Source organism: Microbulbifer aggregans (assembly GCF_020524005.1).
Classification (GTDB): domain Bacteria; phylum Pseudomonadota; class Gammaproteobacteria; order Pseudomonadales; family Cellvibrionaceae; genus Microbulbifer; species Microbulbifer aggregans_A.
This window is the reverse complement of the sequence record NZ_JAIVKK010000010.1, coordinates 141,155-166,003: the sequence shown is the minus strand read 5'-3', so window position 1 is coordinate 166,003 and position 24,849 is coordinate 141,155. Positions and strand designations below refer to the sequence as shown.

Sequence of the window (24,849 nt, the reverse complement as noted above, 5' to 3'; positions counted from 1 at the left end):
CAATCTAAGAATAATTTAGTTGGCCCGCCAGCTGCGAACGGGCTAATGCCGGAAGAGCACCCAACAAGATGGAACTGCAGTTTACCGAGCTGGACTGGGCAATTTTTGCACTCTATGCCGCGATCATCGCCGGCTCGGGCTACTATTTCAGCCGGGTCCAGACAGACAGCAGCCGCGATTATTTTCTCGCCAAAAATGCCATGCCGATGTGGATGGTGGCGATCTCAACCCTGGCCACGGTGCAATCCGCCGCCACCTTTCTCGGTGGGCCCGACCTGGGTTATCGCGGCGACCTCACTTATCTGTTTACCAATCTTGGCGCTGTAATCGCAGCGGTGATTGTCGCCCGCACACTGATCCCCCGCTTTTACGCCAGCCGAGTCACCACCGTCTATGAACTGCTGCAAGCACGCTTTGGCCAGCCTGCAAAGCACGCCGCCGGCAGTATCTACCTGTTAGGCCGCGTCTTTGCCAGTGGTGCCCGGCTTTACATGGCCGCTATCGCAGTCTCCATGATCCTGTTCAACGACATCGACGCGGGGCACGTCATTACCGCCACGCTGCTGCTTGCAGCCGTCGGGCTATTCCAAACCCTGATTGGCGGCGTGCGCTCGGTGATTCAAAGCGATGTCTTGCAATGCGCGGTGTATGTTACCGCTGCCATCGCGGTACTGTCCGTCCTGCTATGGCAAATTCCGGTTGATACTGGCGACATACTGAACGCACTTGCCAACCCCGGAGATGGACAAGCCTCAAAACTCACGTTGATCGATACCAGCTGGAACCTCGCAGACCCCTTCAATGTCTGGGCAACCCTAACCGGATTTATCTTGCTGAACATCGCAGCGTTTGGTCTGGACCAGGACGTTACCCAGCGCCTGCTTACCTGCAAGACCCCCCGCGACGGCGCACGCGCCGTACTGTTTTCTGTGGTTCTGGTTGTACCAGTCATGGCCGTATTTATGAGTATCGGCCTGCTGCTGTATATCTTTTACGAAAAAGCCAATCTGCTGGGTGGAATGAGCGTGACGCCGCCAAGCGGTGGCGACATTACCGTGTTTATGCATTACGTATTGCACGAAATGCCGGCGGGCCTCCGCGGCCTGGTTACCATCGGTGTCATCGCAGCCGCTCTGTCCACCCTGAACTCCAGCCTCAACTCGATGGCCAGCGTGCTCACGGAAGACCTCTATCGAAACTGGCTGGAGCGGAGGAAAATCACCAAACCTTCGTCGCACTTTGTAGGCGCGGGGCGCTGCGGAATGGTACTGATCGCCCTCTGTCTCAGTGCTATGGCCATCCTCTGCTTCTACTGGCAACAGATCAGTGATCTGCCACTGATCACCTTTGCCCTTTCCGTCATGGTCTTCGCATATTCAGGGCTGCTTGGCGTTTTCTTTACCGTCCTGTTCACCAATCGTGGCAGCAGTACCAGCGTAATCATGGCGCTGATCACCGGGTTTGTGGTCACCATGCTCCAGCAACCCTGGATGATCACCATGCTGACCGGCAGCGAGAACCCGGTGAAGATCGCATTTCCCTGGCAACTGTGCGCGGGCACCCTGATTTCTTTCGCGGTCTGCAGCCTGGGCAAGCCGGAAAGATCCCACCTTGAGACGGAACTCAAAGGCATCAAAACATGAGCGAATATTTTATTGGCATTGATGGCGGTGGAACCAAAACCCTGGCCAGACTGGGACGCGAGCGGGAAACCCTGATAGAAATCAGCGCCGGAGGGAGCTCCCTGACCCAGGACCTGGCCGGTGCCGTGAACACCGTAATCGGCCTGTGTCGGGAATTGATGGCAAAGCATCATATTCAGCCGCAGCAGGTGTCACTGGCTTGCGGACTGGCCGGAGCGGGCGACACCGCAGCCGCCAGCCAACTCAGCGCACGTCTGAAAGACCTTGGGCTCGCCGAGGTAACCATCACCTCTGATGCCCAAACCTCCCTCCTGGGCGCCGGTGCAGGCCTTCCCATCGTGGTGGTATCTATCGGGACAGGCTCGGTCGCCATTCGACTGTCCAGAGACGGCCACATCCGGCAGTTCGGCGGTTGGGGGCTTGCCATCGGCGATGAGGGCAGCGGTGCGGCCATAGGCAAAAGTGCCGTGCGCACACTGTTGTGGGAACTTGATATCCATGGACGCGCCGTCAGCACTTTGTGCAAGCAGATCATGGCGAAAGTCGGTTTACAGCGACCGGCCATCCTGCGCTGGCTGCGGGAATCCGGTTCGCGGGAATATGCCGCGCTCGCGCCACTGGTTTTCAGTCATTTACCGGACTGTCAGCACGCCAATGAAATCATTACCAAAACTGCCGGAGAAATTGACCGCCTGATCACCGTAGCGAACGAGGGTCAGGATCTCCCCCTGACCCTCCTGGGCGGGCTTGCTGACAAACTGAGTCCATTTCTCTGCGAAGCCAATCAGCAGAAGATCATTGCACCGTTCGGCACCGCGCTCGACGGTGCCTGTATGCTGGCTCGCAGAGAAGCCCGACTGGAAAAAGCGCCGGCATTTACTGCGTAAGGTTAAACTTCGGAGAGTTCACCATCGCCATGAACGACAAACTGATTCAAGAATTGGCCCTACTCGCCAGCGAAGCGCGCAATCCGGACACGCAAGACATCGACCTGCTCCCCACAGAAGAAATCCTGTTAAAGATCAACGATGCCGACCGTGAGGTTCCCCCTGCGGTTTACCGCGAAATCCCGCAAATTTCCCGCGCCGTTGATGCCATCGTAAGGGCTTTCAAATCCGGTGCCAGGCTAATCTACATGGGCGCGGGTACCAGCGGCAGGCTCGGTGTGCTCGACGCCGTGGAATGCCCACCGACCTACGGCGTCGGCGAAGATATGGTCGTCGCCCTGATCGCCGGTGGCGGCGAGGCGATATATCGCGCTCAGGAAGGGGCCGAAGACAGCTTCGAACTCGGCGGTGAAGACCTGAAAAATATCGGGCTGACAGCGGACGATGTGGTTGTCGGCATCGCCGCCAGCGGGCGCACACCCTACGTGATTGGTGGCCTGCGCTATGCCCGGGAACTGGGTTGCGCCACCGTCGCACTTTCCTGTAATCGCGCCGCGGCCATCGCTGCGGAGGCGGACATCGCCATACTTCCGGAAGTCGGTCCGGAAATTCTCACCGGCTCAACTCGGATGAAAGCAGGTACCGCGCAGAAACTGGTGCTCAATATGCTTACAACCGCGAGCATGATTCGGCTGGGGAAAAGCTTTTACAACCTTATGGTGGATGTAAAAGCCACCAACAAAAAGTTGGTCAGCCGTACCCGCCGTATCGTAATGGAAGCAACCGGCGTGGACTTCCAGGAAGCCGACCGAGTCCTCAGCCAGTGTGAGCACAATGCAAAGCTCGCGATTATGATGATCCTGAGCGGGCTTGAACGGCGGGAGGCTGAAAATGCACTGAATAGTGCGAATGGTTTTCTGCGGCGGGCCCTGCAATCACTCGGAATGACAACTGCCCCTAAAGCGCAGGTAGCGAAAGTGCGATCGGGTAACAGCGAGGAAGAAGCCGTCTGCTAACAGATCGACACTCACTTAAGACGGCAACAATGCCACTTATCTCAGACCTTCCAGAAAATCCGCCTGCGATACATCTGCCACATGACCCCGTAGAAGAGGCCGAGGCAGCAGGCTGCGAAAGCCAGCGAACCACCATAGCTACCAAACAATGGCTGGAAAACGCTGGAAAAAAGCCAGCCTTTGAGCGTCGTATCGGCAACAGGAATCATGATGAACAGGCGCCCTACAACGCCAGCAAGCATAAACAGCGCAATAGCATTCACTCCAAGCACCAGCAAAGGTGCAAACACCCTGCGTCGCTCGCGAATATCGACCAAATAATAGAGCCCCGCCAGCAATATCAACGATATACCCGCGGTAACCAGAACAAAACTGGGCGACCAAAGCGCCTTGTTCACTGGCACCCAGGGATGCATGGTCTGCCCAGCAAGAAACATCAAAACACCCCACACCAGCCAATACTTCCAGAGTTTTTGCGGTGTGGCGTCACTGGCACATTTCCACGATAGTCCGGCCAGTATTCCGAGAAGACAGGTTGATATTGCGGGGAAGGTAGTAAGCAGCCCTTCCGGGTCAAATGCAAACGGCTGCGCGTCGCGGTAGTAGACGTGCCGGTTTCCAAACAATGCCTGATCCAGCCAGGCAGAAAAGTGATTGCCGAACAGCAACTGTCCGCGAAAAAATTCACCGCTATCAGCCTGATAGGGCATCCACAGCATCAGCAGCCACGGCAGCAGACTGCAGGCGATCGCGGCAACAACCAGTCCTGGCACCGGCAGCCAGCGCACCAGATAGCAACTGGCGATATACACCAGTGCAATACGCTGCAGCACCCCCATCCAGCGAATACCCTCTACTCGATCATTGAGCCAGCTGTAGGATGAATCACGGAAGTTGTAGAAAAATACTGCGAGGAACAGACCCAAGCCGAAGAGTTTCACCGCGCGCGTCCACTGTGTTTTCCCCACCCGCGGAAACTCGCCATTTTTCCCGGTCGCGAGCACAATCGACAAGCCGACCACAAATAAAAACAGCGGAAAAATAACATCGGTCGGCGTCCAGCCGTGCCATTGTGCGTGCGCCATCGGCGCGTACACATAAGACCAGCTACCCGGGTTATTCACCAGCACCATAGCGGCGATGGCCAACCCTCGCAGTATATCCACCGACATCAAACGCCCTGCTGGCCGCTGTGCAAGGATGTGATCGAGATGATGCCGGGACATGCCTCACTCCTGAGCTTGTGGTGAAATATCCGGGTATAGCAAATAGGGCTTGCGCTGGGCACGGAAGGCATGGAGCGCGGGCTGCCAGGTGGCTCGGATTTCAGCCTCCGAATCCCCCGCCATGATCGCGTGACGCAACCGATCCGTGCCAGCGAGCTTGTCGAAAAAAGCCGCGCGGGAAAAGAATTCATCTCGGGTTTCACCGGTACGGGTTAACCAGTCCAACAGCGGCCCCAGGTCCAGCCGGTGCGGAGGTACAGTTCCGCGCAGGTCATCTCCCCGCAAAGCCACGCCATTGTGCTTCGGGTTTTCACTGGCGCCGGAAACCGGGTGCGGCGTAAAAGTGAATTCACCGCGGGAATCCGCAGGATGCCCCAATACCTGAAATGGCGAGGTCGTACCGCGACCCACACTGACCGTGGTGCCCTCGAACAGGCCGAGCGAGGGGTACAGTCGGATCGCGAGGTCGTTTGGTAAATTGGGCGAAGGCTGCACCGGCAGTGAATAAGACTGCGCGTGACGGTACCCGGACACAGGGATGACCTTAAGATCGCAGCGAGCCGCATTCTCCAGCCAACCCTCACCATTGATCATCTGCGCCAGCTCACCCACCGTCATTCCGTGTATCAGGGGAATCGGGTGCATACCGACGAAACTGCGAAACGCGGGCTCCAGTACCGGGCCATCCACATAATCCCCATTGGGATTGGGCCGGTCGAGCACCATCAGCGGCACGTTAAAGTCAGCACATGCCTGCATCAGATAGTGGAGTGAACTGATGTAGGTATAAAAGCGCACCCCCACATCCTGAATATCGAACACCAGCCAGTCCAGCCCCTGAAGACTTTTTTCACTGGGTTTGTAATGGCTGCCGTAGAGCGAAACGATCGGCAGCCCACTGGGGCCATCAATACCATCCGCAACTTTTCCGCCATTTTCCACGCGACCACGCACACCATGCTCCAGAGCGAATATACGCGCGACCGCCACCCCCTTCCCGCGCAGCACATCAATCAGGTGCTGATCCCCCACCCGGGAAGTCTGGTTGACAACGAGGCCAACCTTTTTTCCCTCCAGCAGAGGTAAATACAACGCCGGCTGCTCGGCCCCAACTCGCAGCATCCCTTCTTGCTGCCGTCCTTCCGCCGCCGCAACCGAGACCCAGCACATAAAGGCCAGGCTCAAGGCCAATACAATCAAGGACTTCGTCGGCTGAACGGGCCTGTATAGCTGAGGAGACATGAGTGCACTCACAACATCACGTAGCCGAGAATCGCAAAGCCCACAGCACTCAGGGCTCCGGCGCGCAGGGCATAGGGCAGCTGTGTGCGGACGTGCTCTATATGCTCAGTACCCGAGGCCAATGAAGACACAATGGTGGTATCCGAGATCGGCGAAGCGTGATCACCAAAAATACCACCTGAGAGTACCGCGGCCACAAACAGGGTCGGATCCGCCCCCAGAGCCGATGCAACCGGAATGGCAATGGGTAACATGATGGAAAACGTGCCCCAGCTGGATCCCACCGCAAACGCAATCACCCCGGAAACGAAAAAGATCACTACCGGCAGAAGCGCAACCGGAATGGCATCGCCCACCAGCCCAGCTACATACTGGCCAGTGCCCAGGGCTTTGGAAACCGTGCCCAGGGCCAGCGCCAGTACCAGGATGATCGCCAGAGGCAGCATTCGCCCCGCGCCCTCCATCCATGTATGGCTGAGTTCGTCCAGAGACATGCTGCGCTGGACCAACACCAGTACGGAAACCACCGTCAGTGCCGCCAGGGAAGCCCACAACACGGAAGTTGAACCGGAGCCTTTGAATATCTCGCCGTTACCGGTGATCCACAACCCCGCAGGCATCGCCAGGATTAATACCGCCACCGGTAGGAACATGTTCAACGCACGTGGCTTGATATGCGCCTTTTCTCCCGTGCTGGCGGCAAGATCAATGCCGTCTTTCTCACCACCAGTCGTACGCGCCTCCGCCTGAGCCATGGGGCCCGGGTTGTAATTGCGTGCGATGGTATAGGCAGTGAGGGCCACCGCGGTGATGGCGTAGAGATTGAGCGGAATGGTCGAGAGCAAAACGGTGAGAGGCTCGTCCACGCCCAGGCCATCCAGCAGCCCCAGGTTGAAAGCGCCCCAGGCATTCAACGGAATCAACATGCACACCGGTGCCGAGGTGGAGTCAATAATGTAGGCAAGCTTTTCCCGGGCGATACGGAAACGGTCAAACAGCGGGCGCGATACGGTGCCGGCTACCAGTACCGTGATATTGGATTCGATAAAAATCACAATTCCCACCAACCACGCCATCCACTGCGCCCGCTTGCCGTTGGTCACCCAGCGACTGCGCTCAAGAAACTGTACGAAGCCACTGACAGCGCCACAACGCTCAAGCGTCACGATAAAAGCACCAATGACGAGGGTGAACATCACCACCCGCGCATCGCCGGGGCTGGCAAGTACTGCCAGCACGCCATCTAAAGCCTCGGCCAACGAAGCGACCACACCGGAACCATTGAGAAGGAAAAAACCCAACCAGATACCTGCGAACAGGGCCAGGTAAACCTGACGGGTAAGCAGCGCGAGGCCAATCGCAACAAAAGGGGGAAGCAGGGTGAGCCAGGAAAGTTCTGTCATACGGCGATACGTCTTTATCAAATTTATTGTTGCTTGATTGCCGATCCCTCGACACGGTCCACACTGTGGCCGGCACAAAGCCAGCCACAGATGCTAACAGGAGCCAGCAGGATTCGCGGCACAAAATCGACATCAGAGAATGCTTCCTGCTACCGCTGCCACCCTGTCAGCAAACAGTGTTCAGACTACCACGCGATCGCGCAATACCAGCGTACCGGCATCTCCATCCAGTTCAGCCATGGCCCCGACCGGCACCACTGTCTGGTCATCTACGTGGCCAATCATCAGCCCGCGCACCACTGGTACCCCGAGCCCCGCACAACGCTCGCGCAGCACATGCTCGATACTGAATGTATTGCCGTCCGTCTCCGCCTCGGTGAATTTACCGAATGCGATGCCTGCGACCTGCTGCAGTTTCCCCGCCAGCCACAATTGGGTCAGCATGCGGTCGACCCGGTAGGGCGGCTCTCCGACATCTTCGAGAAACAGGATTTTATCGCGATAGTCCGGCTCGAACGGCGTACCCACCAGACTGGCCATCAACGTCAGGTTGCCGCCAATCAGCCGCCCGCGTGCGCGCCCGCCCGAAAACCGGGTGATTCGGTTTTTCCGTTCCACCCGACCTGGTGCTGACTCGAATGGCGGTGGTGCGCCCAGGGGAACCGGACGCTCGCCATGAACCAGCACCTTCTGGTATTCGGCCAGGGTGTAATCGGTAAAGTTCTGTGCGGCAATGGGGCCGTGAAAGGTTATCACCCCACTGCGTCGGTAAATCGCATTCAGCAGCGCGGTAATATCGCTGTAGCCCAGCAATACTTTCGGATTGCTGCGAATATTGTCGTAATCCAGCATCGGCAGAATACGCGGAGTGCCATAGCCACCGCGCAGGCAGAACACCGCATCCACTTCGGGATCCGCGAACATTGTATTGAAGTCCTGAGCGCGCGCAGCATCCGGACCGGCCAGGTATTGGGTGCGCTGGTACAGGTTCGCGCCTTCTTTTACCTGAAAACCCAAGGATTTCACAACATCACAGGCAAAACGGATATCTTCGTCTTCCCAGGCGTTGCTCGCGGGGGTGACCAGCCCAACGGTCATCCCCCGCTCCAGCCGTTTTGGCCGCAACAGCTCTTCGCTCTCCGACGCACTGTAGTCAGTTGTAACACTGAGCGCAGCGCCGGCTCTGGCAGAAACGGAAGCGCTCGCCGCCCCCAGGAGTGGGGCCGCGAGCAGGGATTTCATTAAGTTGCGGCGGTGCATGGCGTACTCCTTTTAGACTTATTGTACGGTTGTGATGACAGCAGCTTCCTGAGGCGCCGCTGGTGTGGCGCCCTCCCCCAACCGGCGGTCACCATCAAGTTTTACAAATCGAAGGTCATGGAAATCGTAACTGAAATCCGTACCGCGGGATTTCGGCTGCATCTCCAGCAGAATTTCGCCGGAGTCACTGCGATCAGCAACCATCCAGGCATCAGCATCCAGACTGCGATCATCCCAGTGCAACGCCCAGACACCGTCGCCGGCCGGACTCAGCGTTCCGGCCAGCCGCGGGGATTTCAAGGCAACCCAGCGCAACCCGCTTTCATCGTGCAGGATCTCGATATCACCAAACCACGGGTCGCGGTAATACCCAATCAGGTCCTGATCAGTTAGCACCGCCAGCCCCAACGGCGGCTCCAGCTGCTCCGGCTCGACCGCGTCTTTCGGAGCACCGTACAGTTCCTGAAAGTAAGCCAGCCAATCCTGCTCAGGGGCGCCGAGAAATGGTTTCAGCAGCCCGTAAATCAGGGCCTGTCGCGCGGCACCGGCGCTGCGATTCATCAGCACAACCAGTGCCAGTTCTTCTTCCGGGACGACAGCCGCCCAGGCGTACATGCCGGATAGCGAACCGGTGTGATGGATCACCCGTTTGCCGTGCATATCCTGAATCCGCCAGCCAAGGGCGTAGGCGTAAAAGTGGCCGCCGTCACGTTCAGCCCGTTGCGGAGAGAACGGCATCAGCGTCTCTGGCGTCCACAGCCGGTCCCGCGTTTCTTCGCGGAGCAAGCGCACACCGTTTGGTGTCTCGCCACCCGCCATCAGCGTACGCAACCAGGTAAGCATATCGGCGGCACTGCAATGCATGCCGCCAGCGGCGGCGAGCACGATGGGTTCCGTTCCCGCCAGGTTGGGCGTATCCACAACCAGACCTTCACTTTCCAGGCGGTGCGGGTCCGCCAGGTTGTCCCGAGCCGACTCGGGCACCGGCCCGGCAAAACAGTGCTGCAACCCGATTTTTCCCAGCAAATGTTGTTGAACAAAGTCTTCGTAGCTCCGCCCGGATACCGCCGCAATCAATTCACCGGCCACGATATACAACAGGTTGTCATAGGCATAATCGGCACGGAAACTGCCAGTAATGGGGAGGTGCGCCAATCCGGCGAGCACATCGTCACGGGTGTACTGATTCGGCTGGGGCCACAGCATCAGGTCACCCGCGCCGGGACCGAGGCCGGAGCGGTGGGTCAGCAGGTCGACCACACGAAATTCGCTGGTGATCCAGCTATCGGCCAGGCGGAACTGAGGCAGATAATCCACCACGCGGCCATCCCACTCGAGCTTGCCCTCCTCCACCAGCATTCCAAGTGCCGCCGTGGTAAATGCCTTACTGGTGGAAGCGAGCTTGAACAGTGTTTGTTCATTTACCGCTTGGGGCCGATCTACATTGGTTACCCCAAAGCCCCGCAAAAGCAGGGGCTTGCCACGGTGCCAGATTCCCACTGCTGCACCGGGTACCTGCTCTTCCTGCAACACCCGCTGAATATAGGCTTCTGCACGATTAGCCTCGATGCCACCAGTTTCAATACCAGCGACCTCAACACTGTCCGAATCTGACGATGGCTCTATACAGCCCGCCAGGAACAGCGTGGCCGAACAGATTAAAAGGGGTAACACGCGCATAGTGTTCGCTCCGCATTATTGATTATTTAGGCGCTGGCGAATTTTCAGCGGGGTTGACGCGGCGTACGCATCAGAATAATTTATCAACCATGGTTTTTTAAGTAAATAATAAATTATTCCGATCACTTTCAAGTGTGACCAGGGTACCGGTCCAACAAGAACAATATGGAGCGCCCATGCCACTCGAACTTCCCCGCCGAGTTACCTGGAAAATCCTTACGGTATTTGCCGCATTCAGTGGCCCCGCCACCGCAAACGAGCTGGCCTCAGTTCAGGCCAAAGTCGACAGCGGACAATACCGGGCTGCCAGGGCCCAAATTCAGCGGTTCCTCACGAATCCAGCAAGCGCAGCAGCCTCAACAGCCGATGAGCAAGCAGCCATGAGCAACAAGACCTTCTCCCCCTCGGCCGCCGACACACTCGCATTTGAAGCCGAGCGAATGCGTCGAATCGAAATGGAATTCACACTCCCTCCGAAAGACCTGCTGGCTTCCATCCAGCGCTATATCCCGGATGCAACAGAAGGCGATATTGAGCGATGGGAAAATGAAGGCCTGCTGGAATACATGACCATTGACGGAGAGCGGCGCTACTTCAACAAAACCGCGTACAACCTGGTGCACATATCGGAAGCCGCCGCGGCACGCACCAACGACTACCGCCGATTCACCGACAAGGCGCCACTCTACCAACTGCATCCCCACCACGGCGCGGTGATCAAATCCAGCGCCCCCCTGCGCCAGCGCATTCAGGTTGAGTACTCACTCACCGTTGACGCCGACGCGGTGCCCGCAGGCGAAACCGTACGTGCCTGGATCCCCTTCCCCAAGGAAGTCCCGGCTCGCCAGGAAAACATTCACCTCACCGGCAGCAGCCCGAATAAGCATGAGCTGGCTTCAGCTACACACCCGCAACGCACCATCTATCTGGAAAAGACCGCACAGAAAGGGGAGCCCACTGAATTTCAGGTCCACTACAGCTTTGACAGCATTAGCAGTCTTACCAAAATCGACACTGATGCAGTGGAGCCTGTCGAAGACCCGGCGCTGGAACCCTACCTGTCAGAACGACTGCCCCATATCCAGTTCACACCTAAAATGCACGCACTGTCCGAACAGATCGTGGGTACCGAAACGAACCCCTACCGCATTGCGCAAAAACTGTTTGCCCATGTAGACCAGATACCCTGGGCCGGTGCACGCGAGTACTCCACTATTCGCAATATCAGCCAGTACGCCGCCGAAGCCGGACATGCGGATTGTGGGCAGCAGACACTGCTCCTCATAACGCTGATGCGCATGAACGGTATCCCCGCGCGCTGGCAGTCAGGCTGGGAATTCTCCCCCGAGACATTCGACACCATGCACGACTGGGGTGAATTTTACCTGGCGCCTTACGGATGGATGCCGATGGATGTGACCCACGGCCTTTTGAACGGCGAAACCGAGCAGGAACGCTGGTTTTACCTGGGCGGCATCGACAGCTATCGACTGATATTCAACAGCGACTACAGCCGGGAGTTCAGCCCGGCCAAACAGCATTTCCGCTCGGAAACCGTAGATTCACAACGGGGCGAAGTGGAGTGGCGTGGAGGCAACCTCTACTTCGACCAGTGGGATTACCAGATGACATGGAAACTGCAGGAACCGCTGGTAACGGCGGATAATCACTGATCGATACAGAATAATGGAGGAAAAGGGGCACCCGGGAATACCCCATCGGTGCCCTGAGCTTAACGACCTTTTCTCAACAGACCGCTGACAAGTCCTTCGATAACGTGTAACTGCGCCGAACGGAACAGCAGGCGCTGCAAGTCTTCTTCATCTTCTGATGGCACGACATAGAGCCGAATATCCGAATTGATGCTCGCCGCATTGTAATTGTACCGGGTCAGGCTCAACACCTTTACGCCCTGCTCGCGCGCCCGATTGGCCACATCCACCAGAGACTCCTCACCACCGAAGTCGCACAGGATGCAGAGAAGATCTTCTTCCCTGAGCGAATCGGAAATTCGCCCCTGCAAAGTACCACCCTCATCAAACACCGCCCAGCAACCCAGCTCCAGCAACTGATGCGTGAAATAGCGTGCGACTGCCGCAGAACCCGGGCACGCGGAGACCTGTATGCAGCGGGCTTCACGAATCGCGTCGATGGCCGCCGAAAACTGGTCGTCATCGTTAATACTGACCGTATTCTCCAATACTTCGAGCTTTTTCTGGCCCAACAGACTCAACGGGTTGTCCGTCTGGGAGAAGGGGCGCGAAGGCTCGCTGTTCCCACCCTGCCCTGCACCCGCATACGATTCGTACACGGCAAGCTTCAGGCTGGGATAACCGCGATAGCCGAGTTTCTGGGAAAACTTCACCACGCTGGACTGACTGACGCCTACCGCCTCAGCAAGCTGCGAAGAAGAGTAGTCCCGCAGCAGCGGTGTATTTTCCAAAATAAAGTCCGCGAGCTTGCGCTCATTTACGGACAGCTGATCGCGCATAGCGCGCATTTTCAATAGACAGGTCACTTACTGCTGTCTCCCTCTGCGTTACCGCCGGCCTCATGCCAGCAACTGCAGACCGTCAATTTTTTCAATGCCCAGGCCGGGCGACTCGTTGAGGATGATATCCGCATCTTTATAGGTCGCGCCACCAACCACCGGATCAAACTGGCACAGGGACGGCACATCCAGATCCAGCTTGGAGACAATGGGGGCTTTTGCCGCCGCCACATGCGCCGCAGCAGAAACACCAATACTCGTTTCGAGCATACAGCCCACCATGCACTCAACATCATAGAGACCCGCCAGATCCGCGATCTTCAGTGCATTGGAGATACCGCCGGTCTTCATCAGCTTGATATTGATAATATCTGCGGCGTGACGCTGGATAACATCCATTACTTCATGCGGACCAAAAATACTTTCGTCGGCCATGATCGGGGTTTTTACCCGCTCGGAGATATAACGCATGCCCTCAAGGTTGCCCGCCTTAACCGGTTGCTCAACCAGCTCCAGCAACACGCCAGCCTCTTCCAGGCCGCGAATGGCCATCACCGCCTGCTTCGGACTCCAGCCCTGATTGGCATCAAGGCGCAGCAGCGCACGCCCTTTAACCGCAGCGTATACCGCCTTGATTCGCTCGATATCGAGACCGATGTCTTTACCAACCTTCAGTTTGAGGATTTCGAAGCCCCGCTCGACAGCATTTTCGGCATCAGCAACCATCTTGTCGATGTAATCCACACTGATGGTGATATCGGTAGTCAGGCTACTCTCACCACCACCGAGGATTTTGTATAGCGGGGTTTTGTAGCTCTGGGCAAAGAGGTCGTACAGTGCGATTTCCACCGCCGCCTTGGCGCTGGTGTTGTTGATCATCGCACTTTCGATCTGCCGCGTGAGGCTATTGAGGTCCGCGACATCCCTGCCAAGCAATAAAGGCGTGTAAATCTTGCGTACTGCCTCGATAACAGAACCATGCGTGTCACCGGTGATTACCGCTGTCGCCGGCGCATTACCGTAGCCGACATGCCCCGTGTCGGTCTCCAGCATTACAATCACATCTTCCACACACTCCACGGTGCGCAGAGCAGTTTTGAACGGCGTAACCAGCGGCACTTGGAGCATGCCCAGCTTTACGTCAACGATCTTCATGGCAGTACCCGTCAAATAATGGTTTTTATGGCATAAATGCCATCGATAAAGCGCTTCTCTTTATTGAGCTGCAGCGGCATCAATGGGGTTACTGACACACCGGCAAGTGTGCCCTGATAGAAAGTATTGTCTTCCCGGTAATAACTCATGCCGGTGACATCGTGAATCACGTAGGGTTCACCATTCACCTCTCCGATATACATCATCACATGCCCGGGAATGTAAATAAGGTCTCCGACAGCCAATTCGGTGAGTGCTTTCTCCCGCGCTGCGTGATCATCGGGTTCGAAGCGTTTGGTGGGTGCAAAATCGCTATTGCCCTGCTGTCCGGAGTTACGCGGCATCACAATTCCAAACGTCTTGTACACCTCACCAACAAACCCGGTGCAATCGCGACCATTGTAATCGTGCCCCCAGCCATAGCGCTCGCCGAGGAACTTGAATGCCTGCTGCAAGACCAGTGACGGTTTGTATGGCAGGTGACCGACCGAAACATCCCGGCCACGCCCAATCAGGGTCGGTTCAAACTCGAGCTCGCCAGCTTCACCGCGCACCGGCAGGGAGACAATATAGCTGGCGTAAGGATTTTGCCCATGGACGCTATGCCCTACCTCATCTGCACTCAGCAGGGGCAGCGAAACGCCCATATCCAGAGCAACTTCAGAAGTACGCGTATCTTCGGGGTTAAAGTTGGTACGCACCTGCGCACCAGAAACCGTAAGCCGCGGCGTACGCTCAAGCCACTGGTTAATCCTCTCGCGCTCACCCAGCGCGACAGCCTGCTTTGGTATCCAGGCACCGTAGTGATAGTTCACCGCAAACCACCACTCGCCATCTGCACTTTCGTGCAGTATTGCCAGACGCTGTCCGGGAAAGACACCGGTTTCCTGAAAGCGATCCAGATCGCGATCATCAGAGTTTTTCAGCACCCGAACATTAGTCGGATAGCTTCGCATGCTGGCACGCTGCACAGCGATCCCCCAGCGTACATTTACTTCTGTGGGTATTGCATCTCGCTGTACCGCCGCCTCAAGGCTGCCGTAATCTTTGGCACTGACTTCAGACCCATCGACAAATACACGAGGAGATGACGCGGGCGTGCTGACCTTGTCAATCAAAGCGACCACATCGTCTTTCGACATGATTTCCGGGAAATCATCCAGTCGGTGCAGATATGGATCACTGGCGAGATTCGTTGCGTTGAATTCGCGAACCTGCTGATCGGACATGCGCACGTGATCATCAGTTAAACGCTGCTGCCAGAATCGCGGCTGCAACATCGGTTCGGTGATTCCCGGAACATCACTGACAAACTCAAGCACCGGGGTATGAATCGGATTCGAGCCAAGAGAGGCAGCAGCGCCCCGGTCGCTTTCACCACAGGAGGAGAGAACAAAAAGCGCGGCAATTCCCACAAGGTAGCCAACCGGTGTTTTTGTTTTCATTAAACTCATCCGCTGCTTTGTTCCCGTCAGACTCACCCACTTTGAACAATTCAAAACAGGGCACCAAATCTACCGTTTATATTAACGCGATATGGACTCTGAAAGAATAAATTATTCAAAGAATATTCACCATTCAAGAAATGTAAATTACCTAATAAAGGAGTTTATTCCGTGCACAACTTTATAAAAAAGCCCCGGTAAAACCGGGGCAATCTTTACTTCCGAAATTACAACCTAGGAGATAAGTCGAATTTACAGATCCATACCGAAAGACAGCTGCACAGCGCGAGCATCATAGAAACTACGCGCCTCGCCAAAGTTGGCTTCAGCCTCAGACATCCGGGGATCGATGTTATACGCCGTCTGGCGATTGAACACGTTGAACATATCCGCACGGAACTTCAGGGTATAGTCACCAAACACCTGGAAGTTCTGGGTGTAATTCAGATCCAATTGCCAGTGGCTGGCGGTACGACGGCTACCAGCCGGCTCCGCGTAGCGCATGGTGTCAGAACCGGGACGTTTATAGATAGATCCATCCCATGCTTCCCAGGCCTGCCCTGATTGGAAAGTGAAGAACGCACCAATATTTGCTTGCCAGTCGAGGGTGTAGTAACCAAAGACCTTCAACTGATGCGGCTTGTCACCACGCAGAGTGCCGTCTTTCAGGTCCCAGGTGTACTGTCCGTAATCATCCGCGTAGCTTGATGAGCCGATAAACAGGTTCAGGTCGTTGGTCGCGGAGGTATTATCCTGATCGATATTACCGGTATATTCGCTGTAGACGTAGGAGGCATTCAGATAGCTGCGATCGCCATACCACTCACCTTCTAATGCGAGCTCCCAGTAGCGGGTATAGGCATCGTCCATCTCCGCAACCACATAAGAGGACCCACCGATTTCGTCGCGGTAGTTCTGCAAATCCGGAATATACGGCCCCAGAGCCTCGATGTCTGCTGGCACACAGTGCTCATAAACGCCATCACCATCAAAATCACCATAACAGCCCTCATCCGAGCGTGCCCAGTTCCACACATCCTCCCAGAAATGGGAACCCTCACGGTAACGCACATGTGCCCGGGTATTGATACGCTCCCCCCAACCTTTGGTCGTACCGATGGTGAGTTCATCTACGCGGCGAGGATCCAGGCCTTCCTGGAATATCTTGCCTGAAGAACCGCGGCGCGCCTGATTACCCAGATAGTTGCCGTCCTCATCCCAGTAAATTTCCAGGGTCTTGGCCGTATTTCGATCCCAGGAAGCTGCACGGGCCAACGAGCTCGCCTGGGGGTTGTACTGGGAAAAATTGGCGAATACGGTGTCTTCGCCGTTATATGCCCATGTCACTCCCAAACGCGGCTGGATCATATCTTTCCAGTCGATTTTATACATCTCGTACTTATGACCGGGGGCCAGTTCAAAACCCGAGTAGTTTGCACTGTTTTCCTTCAGGCCCTGACCGTAATACGTGTCTTCACTAATAAGGACACCGACATTAAAGGTAAAGTCGTTCCACTCGATGGAATCATTGATTTCCAGATTGTGCGCAACGCTGTAGGAAACAATGGACGGGACGGAGGTTCCGCTATCGTCGAGGAAACTCATTTGCTCAGTTAAGGCGCGGAAGTAAATATCCTCCCCACTACCATCCTCTTCGGTATTGTCCACACCACCCAAATAGGAAATGGAGCCCCAGCCATTAGAGCGTCTGGATAGCTCTTCCTTGCCTTCAGACCACTGATAGCCGATATGCAGATCATGACTGGTGCTACCAATCTCAAAGTGATGCTCCAGGGCCATTTCAAAACTTTCGCGGTAGAAATCTTGCTGGCTAATAGAGGAATACGCACCGACAGCGCCGCCACCTTTACTCACTCCATTTTCTGTATAGCCGTACAGATCGATGAGATCCTCTGCCCGCACGCTATCAAAATCTGGGTTATCGCTAGGAAGCTTTGGTACGTTGAAGTAACCCAGCTGATCGAGTTTCGTGATATCGAGGGAAGCGCCATACTCAGGGCTGAAACCCAACATATTGTCCGGGACACTACCTGTCTCCAGGGCCAGGTCGCTGTATTGGAAAGTAAACGAAGTACTATCACTGATAATCCAGGAACCATCAAATGTCAGAATATCCTGCGTTGCGAGTTCACCGACGGATACCGAATCGTCTTCAAACTCACCGATGGAGGCCCCCTCATCCACGCGCTCTGAGGTACGGTAGCTGGCATTTAGCATGATGTCTTCGGTAACGGCGTAGGTTAGCTTGCCGAAGTATTCATCGCGCTCACTCTGGTAGTCCTTGGTGGATCCGTAAGCGGTTTCCTTGTTGTCACGAGTCTCTGTCGGCCCGTAATAAGACCCATAGAAAAACAGGGTATCTTCAACCAGAGGACCACTAACACTCGCCGTGAGCCACGTCTCTTCGGTGTCCGCACTCACACCCTCTTTACTTTTTGCACGCAGGTTCGGATCTTCGAACCGGTATTCCAGGCTGCTTTTAAACTCGTTGGTTCCCGACTTGGACTTGGTATCAATGCTGACACCACCAGCACGATTGAAGCCAACCGCCCGTGCACCACCGCGCTCCACGGAAACCTGCTCAATGTCGTGACTGGACGGCTCTGCCGAAAGCGTGCCGAACATCGGCAAAGTAACATTTACGCCGTCAAATGCATAAGTATTGTCCTGGCCGCTGCCACCAGCATTGGGACCACGAACCGAGTCTGCACTAAACTGTACACCCGGAAGAAGTTTCAATAAGTCGCGATAATTCCGGCCCACGGGCAAAGCGTTGATCACTTCTGCTCCAAGCGCATTGGAGAGAGATGCCCCGCCACCGACAATTTCTACTTTCTCCCCAACGACAGCAACTTCCTCCATGGAGTCGCTGTTACCATCAGGCACCATGCTCACGGAAACATTGGAGCGCTGATCGAGAAGTACCCGGGTCTTGACCGTACGGGTCGAGCCATCTTCAGCGGTAAAGGTCAGGGTATAGGTGCCGGGGATCAAAGCCGGCATACGGTATGCACCGTTCGCATTAGTCTCTACAGTCCGGCTTTTCGGCATCACCGGGCTCGTCGCAGTGACTGTTACGCCCGCCGCTTCGGTTTCACCATCGAGGTATACAGTACCCTCGATACTGCCCGACTGCTGCGCCGCTACCGACATGGCGAACATGGTGCTCGCCAGTAAAACTGAGGTTTTTGCCAAAGACTTCTTGACGTTGCCTTCCACCAACTCACTTAGTTTCGTCTTCTCGAACATTCGAGGCCTCCAAGGCTTTTATTTTTGGTTCTCTCCAGTGCGCAACTTCAGATTGGACAATCTGCCGTTTCTCTCTCAACGCATGTTGGCGATCTTTATATTTGTCATTGGATGTTCGGCCCGACCTCTCGACCGATAAAATATATCGCTCAGGAATACCATCAGGAATAAGATATTCGCTTTCGATTCTGCAAAAAAAATTCAATAGGCGCGATATAAAAATGGTAAAAAATTCAAAAAAATATACCCAAATGTCAGTTAATAACCTAAAGGCAAGTTAATTCACGTCAAACCAGTGGAATTAAGGTGAAGCAGGATGTATCTGAAGGGAGGAGTACGAATAATTTTTCGCTGAGACCACAAGCGCCCGTCCAGGAAAAGCGTGGCTACAGGCGCCGCTCAAGTACCAATTGTTGCCATTTACACCCCGGGCAATTCCCGAGGCTACGTTTCAGCCAGGGAACCGCGCAAGTTGTTCCTCGTGGGGTCGAAACCGACCGATATTGCCCCGGCAAAATGTGCTGACGTCCTGAATCAGCTCCCGGGTAACCTGTGGAATGGGCAACTCGTGACAGGGAAAACGCCCCATACCAGCCAACAGGCAATACCAGCTGGCCCGGGAGTAAATCTGCCCTTCGCCATGAGCTGCAAGGAATTCGGAGAAATCACCACGCGAATCCCAGCGGCTCAGCAGCTCGGCCAGAAAAGCCGGCCTAACTGCGTCTTCCCGCGCAGCCCGCCAGTACTCGGAATCGGTGCGGCTATTCAGCACGTAGTGGCCCGCCACATATTCGAGCACGCCATCAAACATACGGTTGATTCGCTTATTAAACCCCTCCTGCAACTCCACAGCTTGCGCGCCGCTACTACAGGCTGGTACAAACTTCCCGATAAAACATTCCAGGGTAAACTGTACAAGCATCAGTGCGGTTGCTTCGAGAGGCTCGATAAAGCCCTGAGAAAGTCCGATTCCGAGACAGTTACCGGACCAGTGCTCTTCAACGCGGCCAATACGCATCTTCAGATGCCGGCACTCCTGCTCACTTGAAGCTCCAGTCACGGCCCGCAATTCCCTTTCTGCCTCATCCTCCGAGATAAAATCGGCGCTGTACACGTAACCAAACCCCGTACGCTGCTGCAGGGGAATACGCCACATCCAGCCATTCGTGAGCGCAGCGGACTCCGTTGCTGACACTAGCGGCTTTGCATAATCGCGGGGCTGCTGCAGAGTCACCGCAGCGTTGTTAAACAGGGTTGGGGAATAGTCCCGGAAGCAATAGCCGGGAAGTGCAGAGAGTAACTGGCTGCGGAAACCAGTACAGTCTATGTAAAAGTCCGCGATGAGTTGGCACCTACTCTCGGTATTCAGGCATTTGATCTCACCGCCTTCTACCACCACATCAGATACGGTTTCGATCCGGTGTTGTACACCTCGAGTAATCGCTTTCTTTTTCAGAAAGGTGCCGAGTAGTCCCGCATCAAAGTGATACGCGTAGTCCAGTTCAAAGGGTAGCGGGCGCTGCGGGATCGGTGACATGGCCGCGTCAGCCAGATACGGCGCATGGAAAAAATGGTCCGGGAGAGCACTCGCAGGCTCTCCCATACGACATCGGTCTGCCAGCTGGAAAAACTCCGCACCGACTTCACGATCGAGTGGTGAAAAGAATGGGTGGAAATAGGATTCAAAACCTGGCGTTTTACACCAGTTCGGGAAGCGGATTCCGCATTTGTATGTGGCCTGGCAGGCGGGCATCCATTCGGATTCGGGAATATCCAATGTGCGGAAAAAGTTCTTGAGATAGGGCGTACTGCCCTCGCCTACACCGACCGTGGCAATCGCGTCGGACTCCACCACTGTGATATCGACGTTGCTGTCCCGCAAGCGGTGCGCCAGCAGGTTGGCAGCCATCCATCCGGCGGTACCGCCACCGACAATCAGCATGGAGATCCGTTTTTCCACAAATCTACTCCGCTATCTGTTTTTATTGTCGGCAAATAATAACAAAGCCGGCACCAGCCGGCTCTGCAGTCTTTCACCATTCACGGAATAGCGGCCCGCCAGGCGAGCCGGTTGTGCCGATCAGAATTTCACCGCAACGTTCGCAAACCAGCGGGTACCGTTATCGTTGATCTGGCGGAACAACCCATTCCAGGAATCTTCCGTATTCTTGGTACGGTAGAGTTCACCAGTCAGGTTGATACCCTGCAGGCTCAGTGTCACGTTATCGGTTACTTCCGCAGAGAAGGCCACATCAACAGAGGTGAAGGCCTCCGTTTCCGTCGCGGAACCAAGTCGGAGCCCACTGAAGAACTCGCCACGCTGGTTCGCCATCAGACGGGCACTGTAGCGATCATTCTCCCAGTAGGTGGTGACATTCCACATCTTGTCGGAATTACCCGGCAGGTTCAGCCCATCAACCCCGTTGTTATCAATCACTTCCGCATCGGTAAAGGTGTAGTTGGCGCTCATACCGAAGCCATACCCCAGCTCTGTTTGCAGCTGCAGTTCCAACCCTTGCAATTTCGCTTCACCGCCATTGCGGTTCCGGGACACCAACAGCGGCCGCGTCACTACTGTATCCGTTCCTTCCAGAACAATCTCATGCACTTCTTCTTCCGTAATCGAGAACAGGAATGAATCAATGTCCTTGCGGAAGTATGTCGCACTGGCCAATGCACCATCTGCAAAATACCACTCGATGCCGAGGTCAAGCTGATTGGCCAACCAGGGATCCAGATAAGGGTTACCCGCAGAACCAGTCAGGGTAAGGCTGTTGTAACTGAAGGTATTGCGCAGATCCTGATAGTTCGGCAGGGACATAACTCGTGCAGCGGCACCGCGTAACAATAGGTCTTCCTGAATTTCGTATACAACGTTCAGACTGGGGAGTACTTCGCTGTAGTCATTGTTGGTGGGCACATTGAGCGCATCGTCCTGGTGGGCAATAGACTCCAGGTCGTAGTCCACATAGCGAAGACCGAAGTTACCGCTGAATTTTTCGTACTCGAACTCGGCCATACCGTAAACCGCCAGCTTTTGCTCATTGATTTCATAGAAATCACTGAGGCTCTCAGTCTGACGGGTATTCGCTGGGGTCAGCTCGCCGGTCAGGTCCCGGATCCCGCTAAGCGAAAGCGTTGGCAGGCAGGTCAGGGTATTGCTCTTGGCGGTTTCATCAAACTGCCCGCAGCCGGAATTAACTGGCAGGTCGGCATAGGTGGCGACCCCGGCCATCAGATTTGCGGGGATCTCCGCATCGAAGAAATACACATGTCGGTCATTGGTGTGATCCTGATATTTCACACCAGTTTTCAAGGCCGTGATAAATCCGGCATTCTGCATCGGTACAGTGATGTCGAACTGCGCATAGGTCTCTTCATCAGAGTCCTCCATATGCGGGTTCACCTCGCGGATCGCCAGCGGGTAATTTTCGGGCAGGCTGGGATCGAAGCCCTCGAACTCAACGCCGAGCTTGTTGCCGGTAAGGTCGAGGGTGAGCTTCTCTTCGCCGGTGAGATCGGTTGCCGCCATGGTCTGCGTGTTGATCATGCCGGAATAGCCGACCACGATAATGTCGCCCGCTGCCTCGGTATAACCCACCTGCATATGCGCATCGAAAAGCTCGTGACTGTAATTGATATCAATATCAAATGCCTGCGCTTCAGGGTTGGTATTACGGAAGAAGGTATCCGGCCCAAACCAGTAGTCATTACCGGGTTCTCCGTTTACATCCGCGAGGTAGGAGTCATGTACCAGAGCCCCCTGCCCCGCGGGAAAATCACCAACAACGGAGACATTGCGGATGTCCGCGGTGCGGCCGGGAATCACCAGGTAGTTGGCGTTGACGTTATCCGCGGAAAGGGCAAAGTTCAGGTAGTTGGCCGTTATATCCAGCTGTTCGCTTGGCTGGTACTGCGCGGTAATGTTATAGGCCGTGCGCTCACGCTCCTGCTGGAAAATCGCGTGCCCCGCCCCCCAGGTTGCCTGGGTGAAATTACCTGAGCCGTCGGTATCTTTGCCCTCGACGCTGGTGCCGTAGTAGTTCTCCATCGCATCGTAGGTGGTAAAGCGCTCCTGATGGCTGGCGCTTACCAGAAAGCCGAATTTCTCATCCTCAGATTTCCAGCTGTAGAGGCCGGAAAATGCCGGGTCCCAGCGCTCGGCATTTTCGGTGTACTGATATTCCATGGAGCTCTGGAAGGTATTTGCAGCAAGATCCAGCGGGCGGCGGGTCTTGATATTCACAATACCGCCAACCGATCCGTCGGGAAGATCCGCGCGCGGTGATTTGTACACTTCGAGCGAAGATACCAGCTCGGAGGCAAGCATATCCGAACGGAAACCCCGGGTAGGCCGGTAGCCTTCAAACCACTGCGCGGTGGAGATCGATTGACCGTTTAAATAGGTCAGGCTGAGCGCGGGATCCAGGCCACGAATACTGACACCATCTGCCTCACCGAAACGCCGCTCAATACCAACGCCCGGCAGGCGCATCAGTGCATCGCCAATATTTTTGTCGGGAAATTTACCGATATCTTCCGCATTCACACTATCCATCACCACCGTGGCATTGCGCTTTACGTAGACACTTTTTTCCAGGGATGCCTTGAAACCTACAACCTGAACTTCTTCCAGGGTTTCGGCTTCACTCTTCTGTGAAACGTCCTGGGCCATTACAAAAGGCGCCGCTATGCCGGCAAGAGCCAGGGCCACACCGCGAGATATCAGGTTTCTACGGAACTTCATTTTATTCATGGTTATTTCCGCCTTGTCGTTGGTCACGTTTATTGCTTATCAGCATTTATTTTGCCCAACCTGACCAAGCTGACATCGTTGTCATTCTGGCGTGGATGGGGCCAGCACATCTGTTCAATTTGCCCGCGCTACCCCTCGGAACGACTAAAGCCTACTTAAAAAATTCCACAAAAACTATATATCCGGAATAAATTATTTGTACAATTCAGGGGTAATTTGGCATGTCAGGTTAATTAACCCGCCAACGGGGATACGCCATTCCTACTAACCTGGCGAGCAGTGACGATGGAATGCAACAAAGCGGCAGGCGGTAACGATTTTTGTATTCGATACGCGGAAGAAACACCGTTATCACAGTGCTGATAAGAACAGATAACCACTAACAGGCTCGACCGAAGGACTCGCCATGTCACACAGGATCCTTACTACCTTTTGCGCCACAGGTCTGGCGCTGGCAATGCTCGGCGCGAACGGCTGCGCAAGCAGCGGCGGCATCAATCACAGCGGAAATGATTACGACATCGAAGTGGTCAAATCTCAGAATGCGAGTGAGCGGGTTCGCTTCCTTGTGCTGCACTTTACCGCCATTGATTTCGCGACTTCGCTGCGGGTACTGACCCAACCAAGCTCCTCGCCGGTCAGTTCGCATTACCTGATACCGGAAAGCAACGACGCCAGCTATCCCCATGACGAGTTGCGGGTTTACCAGCTGGTGGATGAGCGCCGCCGGGCCTGGCATGCCGGTAGGAGTGAGTGGGAAGATCGCAGCCAGCTGAATGACCACTCTATCGGTATCGAAATAGTCAACCAGAGCCGGTGTGAGCCACCACCGGAATCTACCCCCGGTGCGGAGCCCGGCGCAGTGTGCTTTTTCCCGGAGTTTGATCCAGCTCAGATTGAGCTGGTCATTGCACTGGCAAAGGATATTCTCGCCCGTTACCCGGACATCACACCGACCCGAATTATTGGACACGGCGATATTATCCCCCACTACAAAATCGATCCCGGCCCCAAGTTTCCCTGGCGACAGCTGGCCGAAGCGGGGATTGGGGCCTGGTATGACGAAGATGTCGTCAATCGGCATTTGGAATACCTGCAGGGCAACACCAGCAGTGATCAGGACAGCGTACGGCGACGCTTTGCGCAATGGCTATCGGAATATGGTTACGGTATCGATCCTGCAACCGCCAGCGACGAGGAAATCAGCCTGTATACCCGGGCCTTCCAGTATCACTTCCGCCCATGGAAAGCCGATGGTGAAGTGGATATCCAGAGCCGCGCCATATTACTGGCGCTCCTGGAGAAGTATTTCCCGCACAAATTGAGCAATTATCCGGGCATGGAGCAGGAGGTAGTGGCGGAACGTAAATAATTC

Annotated in this window: 16 protein-coding genes; 5 read left to right on the top strand and 11 right to left on the bottom strand. The window is 55.4% G+C overall.

Translation table 11 applies throughout. The annotated features are described in order from the left end of the window. Window positions 1-68 precede the first annotated feature (68 nt). From LC093_RS17095 to murQ, 3 genes are read left to right on the top strand one after another with little or no spacing between them, the layout of a single operon-like run. Window positions 69-1,643, top strand: a complete 1,575-nt coding sequence (locus LC093_RS17095) for a sodium:solute symporter (RefSeq protein WP_226667716.1) — start codon at window positions 69-71, stop codon at window positions 1,641-1,643. Further along, window positions 1,640-2,530, top strand: coding sequence for a BadF/BadG/BcrA/BcrD ATPase family protein (locus LC093_RS17090; RefSeq protein WP_226667715.1), 891 nt, complete (start codon window positions 1,640-1,642; stop codon window positions 2,528-2,530). The genes LC093_RS17095 and LC093_RS17090 overlap by 4 nt, the downstream gene beginning before the upstream one ends. A gap of 29 nt (window positions 2,531-2,559) precedes the next feature. Further along, window positions 2,560-3,546, top strand: a complete 987-nt coding sequence (gene murQ, locus LC093_RS17085) for an N-acetylmuramic acid 6-phosphate etherase (protein WP_226667713.1) — start codon at window positions 2,560-2,562, stop codon at window positions 3,544-3,546. A 41-nt stretch (window positions 3,547-3,587) separates the two neighbouring features. Here murQ and LC093_RS17080 read toward each other — a convergent pair whose 3' ends face one another. The 5 genes from LC093_RS17080 to LC093_RS17060 form a co-directional block, all read right to left on the bottom strand. Then, window positions 3,588-4,772: an acyltransferase family protein gene (locus LC093_RS17080; RefSeq protein WP_226667711.1), complete on the bottom strand. Its 1,185-nt coding sequence runs from the start codon at window positions 4,770-4,772 to the stop codon at window positions 3,588-3,590. A gap of 3 nt (window positions 4,773-4,775) precedes the next feature. Beyond that, the gene (locus LC093_RS17075) at window positions 4,776-5,894 is read right to left on the bottom strand and encodes an exo-beta-N-acetylmuramidase NamZ domain-containing protein (protein ID WP_226667709.1); all 1,119 of its coding nucleotides are present in this window, start codon (window positions 5,892-5,894) and stop codon (window positions 4,776-4,778) included. A 128-nt stretch (window positions 5,895-6,022) separates the two neighbouring features. Further along, the gene (locus LC093_RS17070; RefSeq protein ID WP_226667707.1) at window positions 6,023-7,417 is read right to left on the bottom strand and encodes a Na+/H+ antiporter NhaC family protein; all 1,395 of its coding nucleotides are present in this window, start codon (window positions 7,415-7,417) and stop codon (window positions 6,023-6,025) included. A gap of 180 nt (window positions 7,418-7,597) precedes the next feature. Next, window positions 7,598-8,677 carry a S66 peptidase family protein gene (locus LC093_RS17065; RefSeq protein WP_226667705.1) on the bottom strand — a complete coding sequence of 360 codons (1,080 nt, stop codon included), beginning with the start codon at window positions 8,675-8,677 and terminating at the stop codon, window positions 7,598-7,600. An 18-nt stretch (window positions 8,678-8,695) separates the two neighbouring features. After that, a complete protein-coding gene (locus LC093_RS17060) occupies window positions 8,696-10,357 on the bottom strand; it encodes a serine hydrolase (RefSeq protein ID WP_226667703.1) in 1,662 nt (553 codons plus the stop codon). Window positions 10,358-10,533: 176 nt separating this feature from the next. On the opposite strand from LC093_RS17060, the gene LC093_RS17055 reads away from it, so the two are divergent. Next, a complete protein-coding gene (locus LC093_RS17055; protein WP_226667702.1) occupies window positions 10,534-12,030 on the top strand; it encodes a transglutaminase-like domain-containing protein in 1,497 nt (498 codons plus the stop codon). Window positions 12,031-12,089: 59 nt separating this feature from the next. Here the strand turns inward: LC093_RS17055 and LC093_RS17050 are convergent, their stop codons facing one another. From LC093_RS17050 to LC093_RS17025, 6 genes are all read right to left on the bottom strand, one after another. Beyond that, window positions 12,090-12,875, bottom strand: a complete 786-nt coding sequence (locus LC093_RS17050; protein WP_226667700.1) for a MurR/RpiR family transcriptional regulator — start codon at window positions 12,873-12,875, stop codon at window positions 12,090-12,092. Between the two features lie 33 nt (window positions 12,876-12,908). Beyond that, window positions 12,909-14,003 carry a dipeptide epimerase gene (locus tag LC093_RS17045; protein ID WP_226667698.1) on the bottom strand — a complete coding sequence of 365 codons (1,095 nt, stop codon included), beginning with the start codon at window positions 14,001-14,003 and terminating at the stop codon, window positions 12,909-12,911. An 11-nt stretch (window positions 14,004-14,014) separates the two neighbouring features. Continuing rightward, the gene (locus LC093_RS17040; RefSeq protein WP_226667696.1) at window positions 14,015-15,448 is read right to left on the bottom strand and encodes an NlpC/P60 family protein; all 1,434 of its coding nucleotides are present in this window, start codon (window positions 15,446-15,448) and stop codon (window positions 14,015-14,017) included. Window positions 15,449-15,700: 252 nt separating this feature from the next. After that, the gene (locus LC093_RS17035) at window positions 15,701-18,718 is read right to left on the bottom strand and encodes a TonB-dependent receptor (RefSeq protein WP_226667694.1); all 3,018 of its coding nucleotides are present in this window, start codon (window positions 18,716-18,718) and stop codon (window positions 15,701-15,703) included. Between the two features lie 451 nt (window positions 18,719-19,169). After that, on the bottom strand, window positions 19,170-20,678 hold the full coding sequence (locus LC093_RS17030; protein ID WP_226667692.1) for a tryptophan halogenase family protein: 1,509 nt from the start codon (window positions 20,676-20,678) through the stop codon (window positions 19,170-19,172). A 120-nt stretch (window positions 20,679-20,798) separates the two neighbouring features. Beyond that, a complete protein-coding gene (locus LC093_RS17025) occupies window positions 20,799-23,474 on the bottom strand; it encodes a TonB-dependent receptor (protein ID WP_226667689.1) in 2,676 nt (891 codons plus the stop codon). Window positions 23,475-23,880: 406 nt separating this feature from the next. Here LC093_RS17025 and LC093_RS17020 point away from each other — a divergent pair, with 406 nt between their 5' ends. Next, window positions 23,881-24,846 carry an N-acetylmuramoyl-L-alanine amidase gene (locus LC093_RS17020; protein WP_226667687.1) on the top strand — a complete coding sequence of 322 codons (966 nt, stop codon included), beginning with the start codon at window positions 23,881-23,883 and terminating at the stop codon, window positions 24,844-24,846. Window positions 24,847-24,849 lie beyond the last annotated feature (3 nt).

What these genes read in the sequence shown, in the direction of transcription:
- LC093_RS17080 (WP_226667711.1), bottom strand. Translation starts at nt 4,772, where the DNA reads ATGTCCCGGCATCATCTCGATCACATCCTTGCACAGCGGCCAGCAGGG.
- LC093_RS17075 (WP_226667709.1), bottom strand. Translation starts at nt 5,894, where the DNA reads ATGCTGCGAGTTGGGGCCGAGCAGCCGGCGTTGTATTTACCTCTGCTG.
- LC093_RS17035 (WP_226667694.1), bottom strand. Translation starts at nt 18,718, where the DNA reads ATGTTCGAGAAGACGAAACTAAGTGAGTTGGTGGAAGGCAACGTCAAG.
- LC093_RS17025 (WP_226667689.1), bottom strand. Translation starts at nt 23,474, where the DNA reads ATGAATAAAATGAAGTTCCGTAGAAACCTGATATCTCGCGGTGTGGCC.
- murQ (WP_226667713.1), top strand. Translation starts at nt 2,560, where the DNA reads ATGAACGACAAACTGATTCAAGAATTGGCCCTACTCGCCAGCGAAGCG.
- LC093_RS17040 (WP_226667696.1), bottom strand. Translation starts at nt 15,448, where the DNA reads ATGAAAACAAAAACACCGGTTGGCTACCTTGTGGGAATTGCCGCGCTT.
- LC093_RS17020 (WP_226667687.1), top strand. Translation starts at nt 23,881, where the DNA reads ATGTCACACAGGATCCTTACTACCTTTTGCGCCACAGGTCTGGCGCTG.
- LC093_RS17065 (WP_226667705.1), bottom strand. Translation starts at nt 8,677, where the DNA reads ATGCACCGCCGCAACTTAATGAAATCCCTGCTCGCGGCCCCACTCCTG.
- LC093_RS17060 (WP_226667703.1), bottom strand. Translation starts at nt 10,357, where the DNA reads ATGCGCGTGTTACCCCTTTTAATCTGTTCGGCCACGCTGTTCCTGGCG.
- LC093_RS17095 (WP_226667716.1), top strand. Translation starts at nt 69, where the DNA reads ATGGAACTGCAGTTTACCGAGCTGGACTGGGCAATTTTTGCACTCTAT.
- LC093_RS17090 (WP_226667715.1), top strand. Translation starts at nt 1,640, where the DNA reads ATGAGCGAATATTTTATTGGCATTGATGGCGGTGGAACCAAAACCCTG.
- LC093_RS17045 (WP_226667698.1), bottom strand. Translation starts at nt 14,003, where the DNA reads ATGAAGATCGTTGACGTAAAGCTGGGCATGCTCCAAGTGCCGCTGGTT.
- LC093_RS17070 (WP_226667707.1), bottom strand. Translation starts at nt 7,417, where the DNA reads ATGACAGAACTTTCCTGGCTCACCCTGCTTCCCCCTTTTGTTGCGATT.
- LC093_RS17055 (WP_226667702.1), top strand. Translation starts at nt 10,534, where the DNA reads ATGCCACTCGAACTTCCCCGCCGAGTTACCTGGAAAATCCTTACGGTA.